Source organism: Massilia polaris (assembly GCF_012927275.1).
GTDB lineage: Bacteria > Pseudomonadota > Gammaproteobacteria > Burkholderiales > Burkholderiaceae_D > Telluria_A > Telluria_A polaris.
The window spans coordinates 19777-38546 of sequence record NZ_JABBGG010000003.1 but is presented as its reverse complement, the minus strand read 5'-3'; the positions used below and the strand labels follow the sequence as shown (position 1 = coordinate 38546).

The following is an 18770-nucleotide window of genomic DNA, read 5'->3' as shown; positions in this document are numbered from 1 at the left end:
CCCTACCGTGACTTCAAGAATGCGCGGATCGCGTCGGTGACGCGCTGCGGCTGGTCGATCATCGCGAAGTGGCGCGCGCCCGGTATGCCGACCACGCTCAATTTCGGGGTACCCGACATCAACTCGGTGTAGTAGCCGACCTTGCTGGCCATGCCGGCGCTCGGATCGGTCGCGTCCAGTTCCAGGAACGGCGCCAGCACCAGCACCGGCGCCGTTATCTGCGGGAGGCCGGGACGAAGGTCCTGCGCCATCACAGCTGCCATGTACTGCACCGTCGCTGCCGGATCGCTGCGCGCGGTCAGCTTGGCCAGTTCATCGGCGCGCGCCATGTCGACTACGCCAATGCTGCGCATATATTGCTGCTGCTGGCCGGCGAAGGCCGCAGGCGTCAGCCCGGCCATGCGGCGCATGATGCCGCTGGCGAGTTGCGGGCGCTGCTCGGGCGGCATATCCTCGGTGCCGGGGAAGACCGGCAATCCGTCGATGCTGACAACGCCTCCAGCCAGGTTGGGATGCTGCGCCGCGATCGCGATCGCAAGCGTGCCTCCCAGGCTGTGCCCGACCAGCACTGGCCTGGCCAGCTTGCGCGAGTCGATCAGCTGGTGCAGCGACTTCTGTACCTCATCGAGCATGTTCCCCGCTATCGGCGCGCGGCCGTCGAAGCCCGGCAGCGTCACCACATACAGCACATGGTCGTCGCGGAAAGTGCGAATCGCGTCCTGCCATACCCAGCTTCCACTGGCCAGCCCTGGGATCAGGATCATCGGCGTACCACGTCTGCCGTGGCGTTCGACCGCCAGCGCGCCCACTTCGAAGCGCTCGGAAGCGACTTCGGTTGAAGCGAAGCGGTTGCGCGGTTCGTCCTGCGCGTGTGCGGGAGCACCAGCTGCGAACAGCAGTGCGAGAAGAACGGCGGCTTTTTTCATGCTGGCTCCTGGTCTGGGGTGAAGATCGCTTCAATCGGTTGTGAGAATAGCTTTGCAATGGCAAACGCAAGCGGCAGGCTGGGGTCGTAGCGGCCGGTCTCGATCGCGTTGACTGTCTGGCGCGAGACCTGCAGCAGGTCTGCCAGGTGGGCCTGGCTCCAGCCGCATTCGGCCCGCAAGGCGCGAATGCTGTTGTTCATCGGTTGGCGATTGCGCGCACGCAGGACACTACGCCCCACACCCCGAACATCAGCGGCAGCACGACGAACATGGACAGGCGCGGATAGCCGGCGGTTTCGAGGAAGCCGTAGGTGAAGCTGAGGCCTGCGGCAACAGCGGCTGCGATGGCGATGCTTTCCAGCGTGGTCTGGCGAATGAATTCGTCGACCCGGCGGAAGTGGCGCGCCAGGGCCCACACCACCAGCAGGACACCGATCACCCGGCTAGCCAGCGCCAGGATGCGGCCAACGCCGTCGGCCATCGGACGTCCAAGCTTGATCGAGGCGACCAGCAAGACCACATACACAAACATGGCGCCGCACATTTCCCTCGTATAGATTCGCGCTACCGTCTTCTCATGCATGCCATCGCTCCGTTTAGTCAAGTATGCTTTACATATTAGGCGGCTTGGTTTTGCATGTCAAGTTCCCTTTACATCTGTCTGGGCGAGGCCAATCTCGACTAAAATGGCGGTCCTTCAATCGCAAGCGCCGCATCGATGCCAATCAATTCCCTCCGCACTAAAAGAGTCGCCATCATCGGCGGCGGCCCGGCAGGCCTGATGGCGGCCGAAGTCCTGGGTGCGGGCGGCGTGCAGGTCAACCTCTACGATGCGATGCCGTCCGTCGGCCGCAAGTTCCTGTTGGCGGGGAAGGGCGGCATGAACATCACCCACTCCGAGCCGTATGAAGCATTTGTCGCGCGCTATGGCGGGCGCGAACAGCAGGTCGCCCGCTGGCTCGAGTGCTTTGACGCCGCAGCGGTGCGCGACTGGATTCACGGCCTGGGCGTCGAGACATTCGTCGGCAGCTCCGGGCGCGTCTTCCCGACCGATATGAAGGCGGCCCCGCTGCTGCGCGCCTGGCTGCACCGCCTGCGCGAGTCCGGCGTCCAGTTCCACATGCGCCATCGCTGGCTGGGCTGGCGCGGCGACAAGCTGCTGTTCGCTGCGCCGGAGGGCGAGCTTGAAGCCGAAGCCGACGCCGTGGTCCTCGCACTGGGCGGCTGCAGCTGGGCACGACTCGGTTCGGACGGCGCGTGGGTGCCGCTGCTGCAGGCCAAAGAAGTGGACGTAGCACCGCTGCGCCCGGCCAACTGCGGATTCGAGGTGGACTGGAGCGAGCATTTCAGCAGCCGCCACGCGGGTGAACCTTTGATTACCGTGGCCGTGACTTCGCGCGACAGGGGCGGCCAGATGGTTCGCAAGCAGGGCCAGTTCGTCGTCACGCAAACCGGCGTCGAGGGCAGCCTGATTTACGCGCTGTCCGCCGCCCTGCGCGACCAGGTCGAGGCCGAAGGCAGCACCACCATCTGGCTCGACCTCCTGCCCGACCTGGCTGCGGAACGCGTGTTTGAAGAAGTGTCGCGCCCGCGCGGCGCCCGTTCGATGCCCAGCCACCTGCAAAGCCGGCTGGGTATCAAGGGCGTCAAGTCCGGGCTGCTGCACGAGTGCCTGTCGAAGCAGGACTTCGCCAACCCGGCGCTGCTGGCGGCCGCGCTCAAACACCTGCCCTTGAGGTTGATCCGTGCGCGCCCGATCGACGAGGCGATCAGCAGCGCCGGGGGCGTGCGCTTCGAGGCGATTGAGGCGGAAAGCGGCATGCTGCGCGCACTACCGGGGGTCTTCGTAGCGGGAGAAATGGTCGACTGGGAAGCGCCGACCGGGGGATATCTTCTGACCGCGTGCTTTGCCAGCGCGCGCGCCGCGGCAAACGGCGCGCTGGCGTGGCTGGCTACTAGCGGAAAGTGACGTCGCCGGAGCCGGTGCGGCTGACGCTGCGCTGGCTTGGGCTGCCATGGACGGTGACGTCGCCGCTGCCGCGCAGGCTCACCGCGGCCACTTCGCGCGCCTGGACAATCGACGTCCCTGAGCCCATCAACTCGACATTGACCGCGCGCGCGGCCAGGTGGCGCGCATTCAGGTCGCCCGATCCGGTCTGTTCAACTTTGAATTCTTCGGCCGATCCGACCACCGTCATCTGGCCGGAGCCGACCACTTCGACGGCGACCTTTTCGCTGGCGCCGCCATTGACTTCGACCTCGCCGCTGCCATGCACGCCGGCGACGACTTCGCGATAGCGCCCGTTGAACTTGAGGTTGCCCGACCCGTGCAGCTCCACATTGGCCTTGTCGCCGATGAAGCCGTTGACGGTGCTGGAGCCGCTGCCGTTGATGCTGACACTTTCCAGCGACGGCAGCACCAGCACGACCTGCAACGGATTTCGGTGATGCAGCAGCATGCCCTTGGTCGCGATTTCCAGCGTATCGCCGACCTGGATGGTCTCCACATTCCCGAGCAGGCGCTTTTCGCCGCGCACCGTCAGCGACGGCACCGCGCCCTGGCGCAAGGTCAGGTCGATCGGCCCGGTCAGGTCGATGCTGGTGACGCGGGCCTCGACCTTGCGGGTTTCGGTATCGACCATGCGGCCTTCAGGATTCGACGACCCCGCGGTGCCTTCGGCGCGCAGCATGCTGTAGGACATGGCGATCAGCGCGAACGCCAGTACCAGCATGCCGAATCCGACTTTTAATAATGTTCTCATTGCGACTCCGATCTGGTTCAGGCGCCCTTGAGCAGGGACAGGTTCATATCGATGTAGCGCCGGATGCCGATGAAGGTGTAGCGCGTCACGACAAGGCTGAGCAGGAACAGCACGATCCCGCCAAGTACCATCGCCAGGCCGACCGCGGTCTGGGTTGCGCGCGAATCGGCGTCCATGTCGGTGTAGACCTTGATGCCGCGTTCAGCCACCGATTCGGCGCCGCGGATCACGCGTTCGGAGCGGTTGGTGTCCTCGGAGACGTCCACATCGACGCTGGCGGTGGCGGAGGCCGAGGCTTCCGCTTCGTCGCCTTTGTGGTTTTCATCGACGTGCACGCCCATCGCATCGATGGTGACCTTGGCCTGGCGCCGTTCGCCGTCATCGTCGCGGCCATGGATCACGAAGTGCCGCAGCGGCCCGTCCAGTACCAGCTCGCTGGCGCCGGCCAGGCCGCTGGCGGTGACCGCCACGCCGCCGAGGTAGAGCGCCAGGCCGCATGCGTACAGCGTCGCCAGCAGCGATGCGTAGACGATCGCCGGCACCACCATGAACAGGTTGAAGATGGCCAGGCCAATGACCGCGACCATCAGGCGCACGAAGTTCGCCGGGTTCTTCTTTTCCTCGAAAGCGCGCATATGGGTGTTGGCGCGCAGCGTCATGGCGATCTTTTTCGGATCGTCGAGACCCTTCGCGATTTCTTCTTCGCTCAGGCCAGCGGCGACGCCGTCGACGAAACGCTGTTCGTAGTAAGCCAGGGTCTTGGCTTGCGCCTCGACCGGCAGCCCGGCCATGGCACGCTTTAATGCGTCGAGATATTCAAGTTTGCCCATGTGTTGCTCCAATCAGTTGCCGTCAGCCGTGGGCAAGGGCCACGACGGCGATATGCGTTTGCGGCGCGCGGATGCCGCCAATCAGTTCCGGGATGACAATCACTGCTGTGCTTGCGGCGACAAATGCCAGCAAGGCCAGTGCGCGAAGGACAAGGGTGATGTTCATTTGCAAATCCATCATGAAAGACCTGTTTCGATGATGTGACTTTACGCAAACGCTCACCTGGCTGCCACCGCCGTGCGACAGGCTGCATTTTTCGCGGGGCAGGAGGCCATATCAGGGGATGGCTGTGCGCTGCAGCACGGCGCGCGCGGCCGCCGATCCGCTGCGCACGGCGCCTTCCAGGGTCGCCGGGTAGTCGCTGGCGGTGTAATCGCCCGCCAGCCAGAGGCCCGGCAGGCCCGTTTCATTGCCCGGGCGTAGCAGTCCCGGCGTGCAGGCGAAGGTCGCACGCTTTTCCGTGATGACCTTGGTCCACGAGGGCGAGCCCAGCTCCGGCCGGCCCAGCACGCGCGCCAACTGCTGCGCGACGGCGGCGCTGAGCGCATCCTGGCCAAGCTCAACGGCGCTGCCCGATGCACTGATGACAACTGCCAGCAGCCCGGCCTGGTCCTTGTCGAGCTGCCCCCGGTCGAACAGGAACTGGCCCCATTCGCCCGATTCCGGATGCTCTTCCAGCGCGTAAAACGGCAGGCCGAGGCGCACGGCGGCGCCGTACTGGAGATAGCAGGTGGTGATCGGCTCGTACTCGAACGCGGGAATCGGCGCCGCGTCCAGTCCTTCGAGCAGCGATTCCGCGACGTAAGGCGGGGTGGCGATGATTACCGCGTCAAATGCCTGCGATTCGGCGCCGCAGCGCAGTTGCCAGCCATCGCCCGCAGCCTCGAGCGCATCGACGCGCGCGCCGATGCGGACAATCCCGCCGCGCGATTCGACGTAGCCGGCCGCCGCTGCTGGGAACAGGGCGCCGAGCGCGAGGCGCGGCACCAGCATGTCCGACGCGGCGCGCTGCGCGCCCAGGCTGTCGCGCAGCACATTGAGGAACACCTGCGCCGACGCCCGCTCCGGCGGCGTGTTGAGGGCCGCAAGGCACAGCGGACGCCACATCAGCGCGATCAGGCGCGGGGTCTGGTCGAAGCGTTCGAGCAGTTCGGTGACGCTGCAGTCGTTGTACAGCGTCCAGTCCATCCAGCGCGCGCTGGTCGAGAAACGGGCCAGCGCCATTTTGTCGTCGCCTCCCAGTCCCTTCGCGCGCAGCAGCGCGATGGCCAGGTGCAGCGGCGCAGGCAGGCGCGCTGCGACGAAGTCCATGCCGGACCCCGGCGGATAGCGCATTTGCAGGGGAAGGTGGAGCAGGGCGGCGGCCGGCTTGATGCCGACGCGGCGCAGCAGGCGCAAGGTGTCGCTGTACGCGCCCAGCATGATGTGCTGGCCGTTGTCGAGCAGTTTGCCGTGCACCTCGACGCTGCGCGCGCGCCCGCCCAGCGAACGGGCGGCTTCGAACAGCGTGACCTTGCACCCTGCATGGGCCAGCTCCACCGCGGCCGCGCAGCCTGCCCAGCCGCCGCCGATGACGGCGGCGCTGGCCGGCGCCTTAGCTGCGGACATAGGTCTTCCACGCCAGCCAGAGCTTCCGGATGGGCGTGAGCGAGATCCGCTGGTTCAGTACCTGGTAGTTGTCGCGTTCGATTTCGTCGAGCACGGTGCGGTAGATCGCGGCCATCATCAGGCCCGGACGCTGCGCGCGGCGGTCTTCCTTCGGCAGCAGCGCCATCGCTTCATCGTACATCTTGTATGCACGCGCGACCTGGAAGCGCATCAGCGCTTCGAACTTGTCGCTGTGGCGCGCGTTGAGCAGGTCCGCCGCCGTCACGCCGAACTGCTGGAGCTCGTTGATCGGCAGGTAGATGCGGCCCTTGCGCGCATCTTCGCCGACGTCGCGGATGATGTTCGTCAGCTGGAACGCGAGGCCCAGCTTCTCGGCGTATTCCAGCGTGCGCGGATTGGTCACGCCGAAGATGCTGGCCGACAGGATGCCGACCACGCTCGCCACGTGCCAGCAGTAGCGCTGCAGGGCCGGGTAGTCGAGGTAGCGGCTCTGGTCGAGGTCCATCTCCATGCCATCGACGATCGCCAGCAGGTGCTGTTGTTCGAGCTTGTACACGGCCAGGTGCGGCTGCAATGCCTGCATCACCGGGTGGGCCGGCGTGCCCTCGTACATTTTCGAGACTTCGGTGCGCCACCAGGCCAGCTTGATGCGCGCGACCGACTGGTCGGTGCAGTCGTCGACCGTGTCGTCGACTTCGCGGCAGAACGCATACAGCGCGGTAATCGCGCGGCGGCGCTCCTGCGGCAGGAACAGGAAGCTGTAGTAAAAACTCGAACCGCTTTGAACGGTTTTCTGGTGGCAGTATTCGTCGGGAGACATGTTCTAAAAGCAAGGGTGCGCGACAGGAAGCCGCTATTCTAGCCGATGGGTGTTGCCGATACCGCTGGGAGCTTGATTTTTCGTTACATCCGGATCGCGCGCCACAGCATGACTGCCCAGTCCGCCGGTTTCAGCTGCGGGCGGCGCGTGAACACGTCGTAGCCGACACCTTCGATCTTGTCGAGGATGCGCAGGCCGCCCTGGACCACCAGGCGCAGCTCCCAGCCGATGCGGCCGGGGAGCCGGCGCGCGAGCGGGGCGCCGGCGAGCATCAGCGCGCGGGCACGCCGCACCTCGAACGCCATCAGCGCACGCCAGCGCTCGTCAGCGAGGCCCTGGTCAAGCTGGGCCGGATCGACGCCGAACCGCGCGAGGTCGTCCAGCGGGATATAGATGCGGTCCTTGTTGCGGTCGATCGCCACGTCCTGCAGGAAGTTGATCAGCTGGAGCGCCGAGCAGATCGCGTCCGAGTCGCGGACGTTACGCTCGCCGGCGGCACCGTACAGCGACAGCATCAGCAGGCCGACCGGGTTGGCCGAGCGGCGGCAGTAATCGAGCAGCGCGTCGAATCCGGCGTAGCGGGTGGTGACGACATCCTGGCGGAAGGCCGACAGCAGGTCGCGGAATGGCTGCAGCGGCAGCTTGTATTGCGCGATCACCCTGGCAAGCCGTGCGAACAGCGGGTCGGCCTGCAGCTCGCCGCTCTCGATGCCGTCGAGCGCCTCTTCATATGCCGCCAGTGCCGCCAACCGCTCGGCCGGCGCCGCGTCGCCCTCATCGGCCAGGTCGTCCGCGCTGCGCGCAAAGGCGTAGATCGCCTCGATGGCCGGGACCAGCCGTCTCGGCATCAATACAGAAGCGACAGGAAAATTTTCGTAATGATCGACAGGCATGAAGGAGTAAGTGACGCAAAAGTCATTAGCAAAGGAATTTCTGCACAGCTATAATTAATAACCTGAAAGTCAGTAGCTGAGCGCATGTAAAAGTAGTACCATCTTGTCGCTTAAGCAATTGGTGGCCCAGGCGCCACCGCATAGTAAAGGAAAACACCGTGTTCGCCCTGAAAAAACTGCGCCCCAAAAGCCCCGCCGCTGTCGGCCTCATGCTCTCCACCTCGCTGCTGCTGTTGCTGGCGGCGTGTTCGAAGGACGCGCCGAAACAGGAGGATGTCCGGCCGGTCAGGGCCATCGTGGTGGGCAGCAGCGATATCGACGTCAACGCGGAGTTTGCCGGTGAGGTGCGTCCGCGCGTCGAATCGCGCCTGGGCTTTCGCGTCGGCGGCAAGATCATCGCGCGCAAGGTCGATGTGGGCACTGTCGTCAAACGCGGCCAGGTGCTGATGCAGCTTGACCCGCAGGACTTGCAGTTGTCGCAGACGCAGGCACGCGCCTCGCTGCGTGCCGCCGAAACCCAGCGCGACCTGGCGCGCGCCGAATTGAAACGCTACCAGGAGCTGCGCAAGCAGAATTTCGTCAGCCAGGCCGTGCTCGACGCACGCAAATCGGCGTTCGCATCGGCGCAGGCCAATGTCGATGCGGCCAGGGCCGGCTACTCGGCGCAGTCGAACCAGGCGCAGTACTCGACACTGGTGTCCGACACGGACGGCGTCGTCACCGCCATCAGCGCCGAAGTAGGGCAGGTGGTGGCTGCCGGCACGCCGGTCGCCAGCGTCGCCAACACCAACGATAAAGAGATCGTGATCTCGCTCCCGGAAGACAAGGTCGACGCGATGCGCAAGGTGCAGGACGTCACGGTGCGCATGTGGGCCAACCCCGATGTCGCCATCCGCGGCACGATCCGCGAAGTGTCGCCGGTGGCCGATCCTGCCACTCGTACCTACCCGGTGCGCGTGTCGATTCCTGGCGCAGGCAGCGACGTCAAGCTGGGCATGACGGCGCGCGTGCAGTTCGCATCGAAGTGGGCGACGCCGCAGATGCGCGTTCCGCTGACGGCGCTGTTCCATGAGAAGTCGTCGACTGCCGTGTGGGTCGTCGAAAAAGGCGCCGTGAAGCTGGTGCCCGTGCAGGTTGGCGGCACGTCCGGCAACGACGTGGTCATCGCGAGCGGCATCGCGCCGGGCCAGACCATCGTCACCGCCGGCGTGAACAAGCTGAAGAACGGACAGAAGGTCAAACTGCTGTCCGGGCAGGTCGCGCCCGTGGCAGCCGCCGGGGCAGTGAAATGAGGGGTTTTAATCTTTCACGCTGGGCGCTCGAACACATCCCGCTGATCCGCTACCTGATGGGCGCGCTGCTGATCGGCGGTATCCTCAGTTACGGCAATCTCGGCCAGGATGAAGATCCGCCGTTCACCTTCCGCGTGATGGTCGTGCGGGCGATCTGGCCTGGCGCTACCGCGGTGCAGATGGCCGAACAGGTCACCGACAAGCTCGAACGCAAGCTGCAGGAAACGCCTTACATCGACAAGATCAAGAGCTACTCGAAACCGGGCGAGACCTTCATCATCGTCGAGTTGCGCGAATCGACGCCGCCTTCCGAGACGTCCGCGTCGTGGTACCAGGTGCGCAAGAAGATCGGCGACATCCGCGCCACGCTGCCCGCAGGGGTGATCGGCCCGTTCTTCAATGACGAATTCGGCGATACCTACGGATCGATCTTCGCATTGAGCGGCGATGGCTTCAATTACGCCGAGATGAAGGACCACGCCGACTTCGTGCGCCAGCAGCTGCTGCGCGTGCCGCTGGTGGCCAAGGTAGAACAGTTCGGCGTGCAGGACGAGAAGATCACGATCGAGTTCTCGCACAAGAAGTTCTCGCAACTGGGCGTGCCGTTCGACGTGATCGTCAACCAGATCGCCACCCAGAACGCGATCGAGGCGAGCGGCGTGATGGTGACGCCGACCGACAACCTGCAGGTGCGCGTCACCGGAGCGCTGCAAGACGTCAAGGAGCTCGAATCGCTGCAGCTGCGCGCCAACGGCGCGACTTTCCGCCTCGGCGACTTTGCGAAGATCAAGCGCGAGTACAAGGACCCGCCGCAGGACAAGATGCGCTTCAACGGCCAGGAAGTGATCGGCCTTGGCGTGTCGATGGAAAAGGGCGGCAATATCATCACGATGGGCAAGGGCCTCGAGGAGACGGTTGCGCGCATCAAGTCGCAGCTGCCGGTCGGGATCGAGCTTGAACGGGTATCTGACCAGCCGCGCGCGGTTGCCGCATCGGTCGGTGAGTTCATCAAGGTGCTGATCGAGGCGGTGCTGATCGTGCTTGCCGTGAGCTTCATCGCGCTCGGCCTGCATACCAAGCCGCTGCGCATCGATCCGCGCCCAGGCCTGGTGGTGGCGCTGACCATTCCGCTGGTGCTGGCGATTACCTTCCTGTTGATGAGCATTTTCCACATCGACCTGCACAAGATTTCGCTCGGCGCCCTGATCATCGCGCTTGGCCTGCTGGTCGACGACGCCATCATCGCGGTCGAGATGATGGTGCGCAAAATGGAGGAGGGCATGTCGCGCTTCGATGCGGCCACCTTCGCCTACACCTCGACTGCCATGCCGATGCTGACCGGTACCCTGATTACCGCTGCGGGCTTCCTGCCGATCGGCCTGGCCCAGTCCGCAGCGGGCGAGTACACGTTCTCGATGTTCTCGGTGAACGCGATCGCGCTGCTGGTCTCGTGGCTGGTGGCGGTCATCTTCACGCCGTACATCGGCTTCCTGCTGCTGAAGGTGAAACCGCACGCGACGACGGCCGGCGAAAGCGAACATGACGTGTTCAACACGCCGGCCTACCTGCGCTTCCGCAAAGTCGTGGCGTGGTGCGTCGAATGGCGCTTTGCGACCATCGCGATGACGCTGGCGGTGTTCGGGCTGGGCGTATTCGGCTTCAAGTTCATCGAGAAGCAGTTCTTCCCTGACTCCAGCCGGCCGGAGCTGATGGTCGAGATGTGGATGCCGGAAGGGGCCGCGTTCAGCGCCACCGAGGCGCAGGTCAAGAAGTTCGAGGCCTTCATCGGCAAGCAGGAGAATGTGGAAAGCGTGACCAGCTATGTCGGCACCGGCAGCCCGCGCTTCTACCTGCCGCTCGACCAGATATTCCCGCAGTCGAACGTCGCTCAGCTGGTGGTGCTGCCGACCAGCCTGAAGGCGCGCGAAGAGTTGCGCCTGAAGATCGTCGAAGTATTCGAGAACGACTTCCCCGAAGTGCGAGGCAGGGTCAGGCTGCTGCCGAACGGGCCGCCGGTGCCGTATCCGGTGCAGTTCCGTGTCGGCGGGCCTGACATCGCGACCACGCGCGCGCTGGCCGACCAGGTCAAGGAGGTCATGCGCGCCAATCCGAACTCGCTGGGTGTGAACGACAACTGGAACGAGTCGGTCAAGGTGTTGCGCCTGGACCTCGACCAGGCCAAGATGCGCGCGTTGGGCGTGACGTCGCAATCGGTGATGCGGGTAGCGAATACCATCTTGTCCGGCACCCCGGTGGGGCAGTTCAGGGAAGATAACAAGCTGATCGACATCGTGATCCGCCAGCCGGTCGAAGAGCGCGCCACGCTGTCGGCGCTGAACGAGACCAACGTGCCGACCCCGTCGGGGCGTTCGGTGACGATCTCGCAGGTGGCGCGCGTCGCCTTCGTGTGGGAGCCGGGCGTGGTGTGGCGCGAAGGGCGCGAGTGGGCGATCACCGTGCAGTCGGATGTCGTCGACGGCATCCAGGGGCCGACCGTGTCGGACCAGGTGTTGGAGTCGCTGGCTGACCTGCGCGCCAAGCTGCCGCCGGGTTATACGATCGAGGTTGCCGGTGCGGCGGCCGACAGCGCGGCGGCGGAAGCGTCGATCGCGGCGAATGTGCCGCTGGTGCTGTTCATTGTGTTCACGCTGCTGATGCTGCAGCTGCATAGCTTCTCGCGTTCGGTGATGGTATTCCTGACTGGCCCGCTGGGCGTGGCCGGCGCCGCGATGGCGCTGCTGTTGCTTTCACGTCCGTTCGGCTTCGTCGCGAACCTTGGCGTGATCGCGCTGTTCGGCATGATCATCCGGAATTCGGTGATCCTGGTGGACCAGATCGAACGCGATATCGCGAATGGGGCGGAAGCGTGGAATGCCGTGATCGACGCGGCGGTGCGGCGCGCGCGTCCGATCGTGCTGACCGCCGCCGCCGCGGCGCTCGCCATGATTCCGCTGACGCGCTCCGTGTTCTGGGGGCCGATGGCGGTGGCGATCATGGGCGGGCTGGTGGTGGCGACGGCGCTGACCTTGCTGTTCCTGCCGGCCTTGTACGCGGCCTGGTTCAGGGTCAGGAAGCCAGTAGGCACCTGACACCGGCAGCCTCAAAAGGGTCGTTCCCGCGCAGGCGGGAACGACGTTTTGAGGCCCCGTTCCGCCCCATTTCAAAATTCGCCCTGTGGTGTCAGAAAATCCAGTAAAATACCGGGTTGATGTTGTAGCCCCTAACAAAGGCAGTGCAGGGCGGCCGGTTTGACCTTCGGACGCCCTTTGTTTTTGTCGGTGCGGCCAACGATCCCGCGAGGATGGCGAAATTGGTAGACGCACCAGGTTTAGGTCCTGACGCCAGCAATGGTGTGGGGGTTCGAGTCCCCCTCCTCGCACCACACGAATAATTATTTTTTGGACGATTTTAACAATGGCAACTGCAGTCGAAACCCTGGGTAAACTCGAACGTCGCATGACGATCTCTTTTCCGCTGACTGACGTCCGTACGGAAGTTGAAAAGCGCTTGAAAAAGCAGGCCAAGACGGCCAAAGCCCCTGGCTTCCGTCCAGGCAAGGTTCCGATGAAAATGGTCGCCGCCCAATACGGCTACCAGATCGAATCGGACGTGCTGAACGACAAGGTCGGCCGCGCTTTCAACGAAGCTGCCAACGAGAACCAGCTGCGCGTCGCCGGCTTCCCGAAAATCGAGCCAAAAGAAGATAGCCCGGAAGGCACCCTGACCTTCGACGCCACCTTCGAAGTCTACCCGGAAGTCGTGGTTGGCGACCTGGCGTCGGTTGAAGTCGAAACCATCAAGTCCGACGTCACCGATGCTGAAATCGACAAGACCATCGACATCCTGCGCAAGCAGCGCGTGCATTACCACACCAAGGGCGAAGCCGGCCCGCACGGCGACGGCGGCAAGCCAGTCGCTGAAAACGGCGACCGCGTGACCGTCGACTTCGTCGGCAAGATCGACGGCGTTGAGTTCCCAGGCGGCAAAGCTGACGACTACAGCTTCGTGCTCGGCGAAGGCCGCATGCTGCCGGAATTCGAAGCAGCGACCGTTGGCCTGAAGGCCGGCGACAGCAAGACCTTCCCACTGGCATTCCCAGAGGACTACCACGGCAAGGACGTGGCCGGCAAAACCGCCGACTTCACGATCACCCTGAAGCACCTGGAATGGGCCCACCTGCCAGCAGTCGACGCGGAATTCGCGAAGTCGCTGGGCATGGAAGACGGCGACCTGGAAAAAATGCGTTCGGACATCAAGGTCAACCTGGAGCGTGAAGTTGCCGGCCGTATCAAGGCGCGCAACAAGGAAGCCGTCATGGACGCGCTGCTGAAAGTTACCGAACTGCAAGTTCCTACCGTCATGATCCAGCAGGATTCCGAGCGCCTGGCGGAAATGACCCGCAGCGACATGGCGCAGCGCGGCATGGACGTCAAGAACATGCCTTTCCCGACCGAGCTGTTCGCTGAAAAGGCGGAGCGCCGCGTCAAGCTGGGCCTGATCCTGCAGCAGCTGGTGGGCGACAACAACCTGCAAGCCAAGCCTGAGCAGGTCAAGGGCCAGATCGAAGATTTCGCACAGAGCTACGAAGATCCGAAAGAAGTCCTGAAGTACTACTACAGCGACCGTCGCCGCCTGGCCGACATCGAAGCTCTTGTATTGGAAGAAAACGTCGTTAACTATGTGCTCGAGAAGGCAAAAGTCGTCACCAAGGACGTCGCCTTCGACGAATTGATGGGAAGCAACGCACAAGCTTAAAGTTCGTTTTAAGCTCCCCTTACACAGAGGAAAAGACAGGTATGAATCATAATCCGGCATTGGACACACAAGCACTCGGCCTCGTGCCGATGGTCGTGGAACAGAGCGGCCGCGGCGAGCGCGCTTACGATATCTACTCGCGCCTGCTGAAAGAACGCGTGATCTTCCTGGTCGGTCCTGTCAACGACCAGATGGCCAACCTGATCGTGGCCCAGATGCTGTTCCTGGAGAGCGAGAATCCTGACAAGGATATTTCGCTCTACATCAACTCACCTGGCGGCTCCGTCTCGGCCGGCCTGGCGATTTTCGACACGATGAACTTCATCAAGCCGGACGTCTCCACGCTGTGCACCGGCCTGGCGGCCTCGATGGGCGCCTTCCTGCTGGCTGCCGGCACCAAGGGCAAGCGTTTCTCGTTGCCGAACTCGCGCATCATGATTCACCAGCCGTCGGGCGGCTCGCAAGGCATGGCTTCGGACATCGAAATCCAGGCCAAGGAAATTCTCTACCTGCGCGAGCGCCTGGCGCGCATCATGGCCGAGAACACCGGCCAGACCGTCGAGCAGATCCACAAGGACACCGACCGCGATCGCTTCATGTCGAGCGACGAGGCAGCCGAGTATGGCCTGATCGACAAAGTGTTGACCAGCCGAGCGTGATGCGGGAAGTAATCCAGCCACGCTGTTGCTGAAAAACGCCCGGGCGCCGCAACGTTCGGGCGTTTTGTTTTTATTTCGGGTAGCATGGCAGTTATGCGCGCACTTGTTGCGCACTCGTATTAGCGTTATATTTTAGCAATCGAATAGAAATCTGCCCCATGTCAGACAAAAAATCCTCCAGCGGCGAAAAACTCCTCTACTGCTCGTTCTGCGGCAAGAGCCAGCACGAGGTCAAGAAGCTCATCGCGGGTCCCTCCGTGTTCATCTGCGACGAGTGCATCGACCTGTGCAATGACATCATCCGCGACGAGACGTCGAATGTGGAGACGGTAGCGGGCGCCAAGAGCGACCTGCCGACCCCGCACGAGATCGCCGAGTTGCTGGACCAGTACGTCATCGGCCAGCAAACCGCCAAGCGCATCCTGTCGGTAGCGGTGTACAACCACTACAAGCGCCTCAAGCACCTGGGCAAGAAAGACGACGTCGAACTGGCCAAGAGCAACATCTTGCTGGTCGGTCCTACCGGCTCGGGCAAGACCCTGCTGGCGCAGACCCTGGCGCGCATGCTCAACGTGCCGTTCGTGATCGCCGACGCCACCACCCTGACCGAAGCCGGCTACGTGGGCGAAGACGTCGAGAACATCATCCAGAAGCTGCTGCAAAGCTGCAACTACGAAGTCGACAAGGCCCAGCGCGGCATCGTCTACATCGATGAAATCGACAAGATCTCGCGCAAGTCGGACAATCCGTCGATCACCCGCGACGTATCGGGCGAGGGCGTGCAGCAGGCGCTGCTCAAGCTGATCGAAGGCACCATGGCATCGGTACCGCCGCAAGGCGGGCGCAAGCACCCGAACCAGGACTTCGTCCAGATCGACACGACCAACATCATGTTCATCTGCGGCGGCGCGTTCGACGGCCTGGTCAAGATCATCCAGAACCGCTCCGAAAAGAGCGGCATCGGTTTCTCGGCCAGCGTCAAGAGCCAGACCCAGCGCGCCAGCAGCGACGTGCTGCTGGAAGCCGAACCGGAAGACCTGATCAAGTTCGGCCTGATTCCGGAACTGGTTGGCCGCCTGCCGGTTGTCGCAACCTTGTCGGAACTGACCGAGGAAGCGCTGATCCAGATCCTGATTGAGCCAAAGAACGCCCTTATCAAGCAATACACCAAGTTGCTTGAAATGGAAGGCGCGGAACTGGAAATTCGTCCTGCTGCTTTGCACGCAATTGCACGTAAAGCACTGGCCCGTAAAACCGGTGCGCGCGGATTGCGTTCCATTCTCGAACACGCTTTGCTGGATGTTATGTACGACCTGCCGAATCAGCAAAATGTCGTGAAGGTCGTAATTGATGAAAATACGATCACGAATGGCGCCAAACCTTTGCTGATTTACAGCGAAACGCCTAAAGCATCGGGCGAAAACTGATAAAACGGTGTGTGCGCGCAACAAAAACGTTTGATTCCTCAATTCTTGGCGGTACAATTTAGCTCAATAAAAGAAGCAGGCTTCAATCGAAAAGCCACTCGCAGCAAGCCAGCTGCGCGGTGGCTTTTTTATTTAATGAAGTGCTAAATTCTTTTATGGCATTGCCCGCGGTATTCAAATAAGTTGATGAATTAATCAAATTAACTTCGGAGAATATTAATCGTGCGGCCTTGTGTTTTGGCGATGCTGTGCCAATATTGTGATACACGCTTTCTATAAGGTATGCCATGACAACTTCCAAACTAACCGAGCAAACGACGCTGCCATTGTTGCCGTTGCGTGATGTAGTCGTGTTCCCGCACATGGTGATCCCGCTGTTCGTCGGCCGGCCGAAGTCCATCAAGGCGCTGGAAGCCGCGATGGAGCAGGGCAAGAGCATCATGCTTGCCGCGCAAAAGGCTGCCGCCAAGGACGAGCCATCCGCGTCCGACATCTATGAAATCGGTTGCGTGGCAAACATTTTGCAAATGCTTAAGCTCCCCGACGGCACCGTCAAGGTCCTGGTCGAGGGCGCCCAGCGTGCGCGCATCAATCATGTCAGCGATGCGCCGACGCACTTTATCGCGGACCTGACCCCGCTTTCTTCCGAAGTCGGCGACGACTCCGAAGTCGAAGCGATGCGCCGCGCGATCGTCCAGCAGTTCGACCAATACGTCAAACTGAACAAGAAGATTCCACCCGAGATCCTCGCTTCGCTGGCAGGCATCGACGACGCCGGCCGCCTGGCCGACACCGTGGCCGCCCATCTGCCGCTCAAGCTTGAGCAGAAGCAGGTCATCCTCGAGATCTTCAACGTCGCCAAGCGACTCGAGCACCTGCTCGGCCAGCTGGAAGGCGAACTCGACATCCTGCAGGTCGAAAAGCGCATCCGCGGCCGCGTCAAGCGCCAGATGGAAAAATCGCAGCGCGAGTACTACCTGAACGAACAGGTCAAAGCTATCCAGAAGGAACTGGGCGAGGGCGAAGACGGCGCCGATATCGACGAACTCGAGAAGAAGGTAATTGCCGCCAAAATGCCGAAAGAGGCACTGGACAAGGCCAACAACGAGATCAAGAAGCTCAAGCTGATGTCGCCGATGTCCGCGGAAGCGACCGTCGTGCGCAATTACATCGACACCCTGGTCAACCTGCCGTGGAAGAAAAAGTCCAAGGTCAACAACGACCTGGTCAACGCCGAGAAAGTGCTCGAAGGCGACCACTACGGTCTCGACAAGGTTAAAGAACGCATCCTGGAATACCTCGCGGTCCAGCAACGCGTCGACAAGCTGAAGGCGCCGATCCTGTGCTTCGTCGGTCCTCCGGGCGTCGGCAAGACTTCGCTGGGGCAGTCGATCGCCAAGGCCACCAACCGCAAGTTCGTGCGCATGGCGCTCGGCGGCGTGCGCGACGAAGCCGAGATCCGCGGCCACCGCCGCACCTATATCGGCTCGATGCCGGGCAAGGTGCTGCAGTCGCTGTCGAAAGTCGGCGTGCGCAATCCGCTGTTCCTGCTCGACGAGATCGACAAGATGGGCGCGGACTTCCGCGGCGACCCGTCGTCGGCGCTGCTCGAGGTGCTGGACCCTGAACAGAACCACACGTTCTCGGACCACTACATCGAAGTCGACTTCGACCTGTCGGACGTGATGTTCGTGGCGACCTCGAACTCGTACAACATCCCGCCGGCGCTGCTCGACCGTATGGAGGTGATCCGCCTGTCCGGGTACACCGAGGACGAAAAGACCAGCATCGCCCAGCGCTACCTGCTGCCGAAGCAGATCAAGGCGAACGGCCTGCGCGAGGAAGAGATCAAGGTGGAAGAAAGCGCCGTGCGCGACATCATCCGCTACTACACCCGCGAAGCTGGCGTGCGTTCGCTCGAGCGTGAAATCTCGAAGATCTGCCGGAAGGTCGTCAAGATGCTGCTGCTGAAGGCGTCCGAGAAGAAGGTCATCGTCAACGGCAAGAACCTGGATAAGTTCCTGGGCGTGCGCCGCTACGACTTCGGCGTGGCCGAGAAGGAAAACCAGATCGGCCAGGTGGTCGGCCTTGCATGGACCGAAGTGGGCGGCGACCTGCTGACCATCGAAGCCGTGACGATGCCGGGCAAGGGCGTTGTGGTCCGCACCGGTACGCTGGGCGACGTGATGAAGGAATCGATCGAAGCGGCGCGTACCGTGGTGCGTTCGCGTTCCAACCGCCTCGGCATCAAGAACGACGTGTTCGAGAAGAGCGACATCCACATCCACGTGCCGGAAGGCGCGACGCCGAAGGACGGTCCTTCCGCGGGTATCGCCATGACGACCGCACTGGTATCGGTATTCACCGGCATCCCAGTCCGCGCCGACGTGGCCATGACCGGCGAGATCACGCTGCGTGGCGAAGTGCTGCCGATCGGCGGCCTGAAGGAAAAACTGCTGGCGGCGCATCGCGGCGGCATCAAGACCGTGATCATCCCTGAGCAGAACGTGAAGGACCTGGCCGAGATTCCGGACAACGTCAAGAACAAGCTCGAAATCGTTCCGGTTCGCTGGATCGACAAGGTGCTTGAGATTGCGCTGGAACGCCACCCGCAGCCGATCGTGGAAGTGGCGCCGGTCGCCGTGACCGCGGCTCCGGCTGCCGATGGCCAGGCGGACGTCGTCAAGCACTAACAAGCACTAAGCCAAGGTAAGCCGGCTCGCCAAGCAAGCGCCCTCGTGGCGCTTGTTTCATTTCGGCTTGACACACGGGAGGGCCAGCGCGTTTAATACGCGCT

At 62.8% G+C, this 18770-nt stretch carries 17 protein-coding genes and 1 tRNA gene; 8 read left to right on the top strand and 10 right to left on the bottom strand.

All coding sequences use genetic code 11. The features are described from left to right. Window positions 1-2: 2 nt before the first annotated feature. The 3 genes from HHL21_RS06480 to HHL21_RS06470 are packed head-to-tail and all read right to left on the bottom strand — an operon-like array spanning window position 3 to window position 1509. The gene (locus tag HHL21_RS06480) at window positions 3-926 is read right to left on the bottom strand and encodes an alpha/beta fold hydrolase (protein WP_169464454.1); all 924 of its coding nucleotides are present in this window, start codon (window positions 924-926) and stop codon (window positions 3-5) included. Beyond that, window positions 923-1126 carry a helix-turn-helix transcriptional regulator gene (locus HHL21_RS06475; RefSeq protein WP_169464453.1) on the bottom strand — a complete coding sequence of 68 codons (204 nt, stop codon included), beginning with the start codon at window positions 1124-1126 and terminating at the stop codon, window positions 923-925. Before HHL21_RS06475 ends, HHL21_RS06480 begins: the two co-directional genes overlap by 4 nt. Continuing rightward, the gene (locus tag HHL21_RS06470; RefSeq protein ID WP_169464452.1) at window positions 1123-1509 is read right to left on the bottom strand and encodes a hypothetical protein; all 387 of its coding nucleotides are present in this window, start codon (window positions 1507-1509) and stop codon (window positions 1123-1125) included. The genes HHL21_RS06475 and HHL21_RS06470 overlap by 4 nt, the downstream gene beginning before the upstream one ends. Window positions 1510-1644: 135 nt before the next feature. Here HHL21_RS06470 and HHL21_RS06465 point away from each other — a divergent pair, with 135 nt between their 5' ends. Beyond that, window positions 1645-2895, top strand: coding sequence for a TIGR03862 family flavoprotein (locus tag HHL21_RS06465; protein ID WP_169464451.1), 1251 nt, complete (start codon window positions 1645-1647; stop codon window positions 2893-2895). Here the strand turns inward: HHL21_RS06465 and HHL21_RS06460 are convergent. The 6 genes from HHL21_RS06460 to hpnC all read right to left on the bottom strand — a co-directional run bounded on the left by HHL21_RS06460 (window position 2882) and on the right by hpnC (window position 7840). After that, the gene (locus tag HHL21_RS06460; protein WP_169464450.1) at window positions 2882-3688 is read right to left on the bottom strand and encodes a head GIN domain-containing protein; all 807 of its coding nucleotides are present in this window, start codon (window positions 3686-3688) and stop codon (window positions 2882-2884) included. The two genes, HHL21_RS06465 and HHL21_RS06460, sit on opposite strands and share 14 nt — an antisense overlap. 17 nt (window positions 3689-3705) lie before the next feature. Beyond that, window positions 3706-4518, bottom strand: coding sequence for a DUF1700 domain-containing protein (locus HHL21_RS06455; RefSeq protein ID WP_169464449.1), 813 nt, complete (start codon window positions 4516-4518; stop codon window positions 3706-3708). A 22-nt stretch (window positions 4519-4540) separates the two neighbouring features. Then, the gene (locus HHL21_RS06450) at window positions 4541-4684 is read right to left on the bottom strand and encodes a hypothetical protein (RefSeq protein ID WP_169464448.1); all 144 of its coding nucleotides are present in this window, start codon (window positions 4682-4684) and stop codon (window positions 4541-4543) included. A gap of 111 nt (window positions 4685-4795) precedes the next feature. Next, on the bottom strand, window positions 4796-6127 hold the full coding sequence (gene hpnE / locus HHL21_RS06445) for a hydroxysqualene dehydroxylase HpnE (protein ID WP_169464447.1): 1332 nt from the start codon (window positions 6125-6127) through the stop codon (window positions 4796-4798). Then, entirely contained in the window at window positions 6114-6947 is an 834-nt protein-coding gene (gene hpnD, locus HHL21_RS06440; protein ID WP_169464446.1) for a presqualene diphosphate synthase HpnD, read from the bottom strand. The genes hpnE and hpnD overlap by 14 nt, the downstream gene beginning before the upstream one ends. Before the next feature lie 83 nt (window positions 6948-7030). After that, window positions 7031-7840: a squalene synthase HpnC gene (gene hpnC, locus HHL21_RS06435; protein ID WP_169464445.1), complete on the bottom strand. Its 810-nt coding sequence runs from the start codon at window positions 7838-7840 to the stop codon at window positions 7031-7033. A gap of 158 nt (window positions 7841-7998) precedes the next feature. Here hpnC and HHL21_RS06430 point away from each other — a divergent pair, with 158 nt between their 5' ends. The 6 genes from HHL21_RS06430 (at window position 7999) to clpX (ending at window position 15973) form a co-directional block, all read left to right on the top strand. After that, window positions 7999-9132: an efflux RND transporter periplasmic adaptor subunit gene (locus HHL21_RS06430; protein ID WP_370659676.1), complete on the top strand. Its 1134-nt coding sequence runs from the start codon at window positions 7999-8001 to the stop codon at window positions 9130-9132. Next, entirely contained in the window at window positions 9129-12221 is a 3093-nt protein-coding gene (locus HHL21_RS06425; protein WP_169464444.1) for an efflux RND transporter permease subunit, read from the top strand. Before HHL21_RS06430 ends, HHL21_RS06425 begins: the two co-directional genes overlap by 4 nt. A 206-nt stretch (window positions 12222-12427) precedes the next feature. Beyond that, window positions 12428-12514, top strand: a tRNA-Leu gene (locus HHL21_RS06420). A 32-nt stretch (window positions 12515-12546) separates the two neighbouring features. Next, complete coding sequence (tig, locus tag HHL21_RS06415) at window positions 12547-13887, top strand: trigger factor (protein WP_169464443.1); 1341 nt, start codon at window positions 12547-12549, stop codon at window positions 13885-13887. Window positions 13888-13928: 41 nt separating this feature from the next. Further along, the gene (gene clpP, locus HHL21_RS06410; RefSeq protein ID WP_169464442.1) at window positions 13929-14546 is read left to right on the top strand and encodes an ATP-dependent Clp endopeptidase proteolytic subunit ClpP; all 618 of its coding nucleotides are present in this window, start codon (window positions 13929-13931) and stop codon (window positions 14544-14546) included. 158 nt (window positions 14547-14704) lie between these two features. After that, on the top strand, window positions 14705-15973 hold the full coding sequence (gene clpX / locus HHL21_RS06405; RefSeq protein WP_169464441.1) for an ATP-dependent Clp protease ATP-binding subunit ClpX: 1269 nt from the start codon (window positions 14705-14707) through the stop codon (window positions 15971-15973). Between the two features lie 82 nt (window positions 15974-16055). On the opposite strand, the gene HHL21_RS06400 is transcribed toward clpX, so the two are convergent. After that, complete coding sequence (locus tag HHL21_RS06400; protein WP_169464440.1) at window positions 16056-16262, bottom strand: hypothetical protein; 207 nt, start codon at window positions 16260-16262, stop codon at window positions 16056-16058. Here HHL21_RS06400 and lon point away from each other — a divergent pair. Beyond that, window positions 16261-18666 carry an endopeptidase La gene (gene lon / locus HHL21_RS06395; RefSeq protein ID WP_169464439.1) on the top strand — a complete coding sequence of 802 codons (2406 nt, stop codon included), beginning with the start codon at window positions 16261-16263 and terminating at the stop codon, window positions 18664-18666. The two genes, HHL21_RS06400 and lon, sit on opposite strands and share 2 nt — an antisense overlap. Window positions 18667-18770: the final 104 nt, after the last annotated feature.

Excerpts from the sequence above, each read along its gene's own strand:
- HHL21_RS06400 (WP_169464440.1), bottom strand. The coding sequence starts at position 16,262 with ATGGCATACCTTATAGAAAGCGTGTATCACAATATTGGCACAGCATCG.
- HHL21_RS06425 (WP_169464444.1), top strand. The coding sequence starts at position 9,129 with ATGAGGGGTTTTAATCTTTCACGCTGGGCGCTCGAACACATCCCGCTG.
- HHL21_RS06480 (WP_169464454.1), bottom strand. The coding sequence starts at position 926 with ATGAAAAAAGCCGCCGTTCTTCTCGCACTGCTGTTCGCAGCTGGTGCT.
- lon (WP_169464439.1), top strand. The coding sequence starts at position 16,261 with ATGACAACTTCCAAACTAACCGAGCAAACGACGCTGCCATTGTTGCCG.
- HHL21_RS06475 (WP_169464453.1), bottom strand. The coding sequence starts at position 1,126 with ATGAACAACAGCATTCGCGCCTTGCGGGCCGAATGCGGCTGGAGCCAG.
- HHL21_RS06460 (WP_169464450.1), bottom strand. The coding sequence starts at position 3,688 with ATGAGAACATTATTAAAAGTCGGATTCGGCATGCTGGTACTGGCGTTC.
- HHL21_RS06465 (WP_169464451.1), top strand. The coding sequence starts at position 1,645 with ATGCCAATCAATTCCCTCCGCACTAAAAGAGTCGCCATCATCGGCGGC.
- tig (WP_169464443.1), top strand. The coding sequence starts at position 12,547 with ATGGCAACTGCAGTCGAAACCCTGGGTAAACTCGAACGTCGCATGACG.
- hpnC (WP_169464445.1), bottom strand. The coding sequence starts at position 7,840 with ATGCCTGTCGATCATTACGAAAATTTTCCTGTCGCTTCTGTATTGATG.
- hpnD (WP_169464446.1), bottom strand. The coding sequence starts at position 6,947 with ATGTCTCCCGACGAATACTGCCACCAGAAAACCGTTCAAAGCGGTTCG.
- clpX (WP_169464441.1), top strand. The coding sequence starts at position 14,705 with ATGTCAGACAAAAAATCCTCCAGCGGCGAAAAACTCCTCTACTGCTCG.
- HHL21_RS06455 (WP_169464449.1), bottom strand. The coding sequence starts at position 4,518 with ATGGGCAAACTTGAATATCTCGACGCATTAAAGCGTGCCATGGCCGGG.
- HHL21_RS06450 (WP_169464448.1), bottom strand. The coding sequence starts at position 4,684 with ATGAACATCACCCTTGTCCTTCGCGCACTGGCCTTGCTGGCATTTGTC.
- hpnE (WP_169464447.1), bottom strand. The coding sequence starts at position 6,127 with ATGTCCGCAGCTAAGGCGCCGGCCAGCGCCGCCGTCATCGGCGGCGGC.
- HHL21_RS06470 (WP_169464452.1), bottom strand. The coding sequence starts at position 1,509 with ATGCATGAGAAGACGGTAGCGCGAATCTATACGAGGGAAATGTGCGGC.
- clpP (WP_169464442.1), top strand. The coding sequence starts at position 13,929 with ATGAATCATAATCCGGCATTGGACACACAAGCACTCGGCCTCGTGCCG.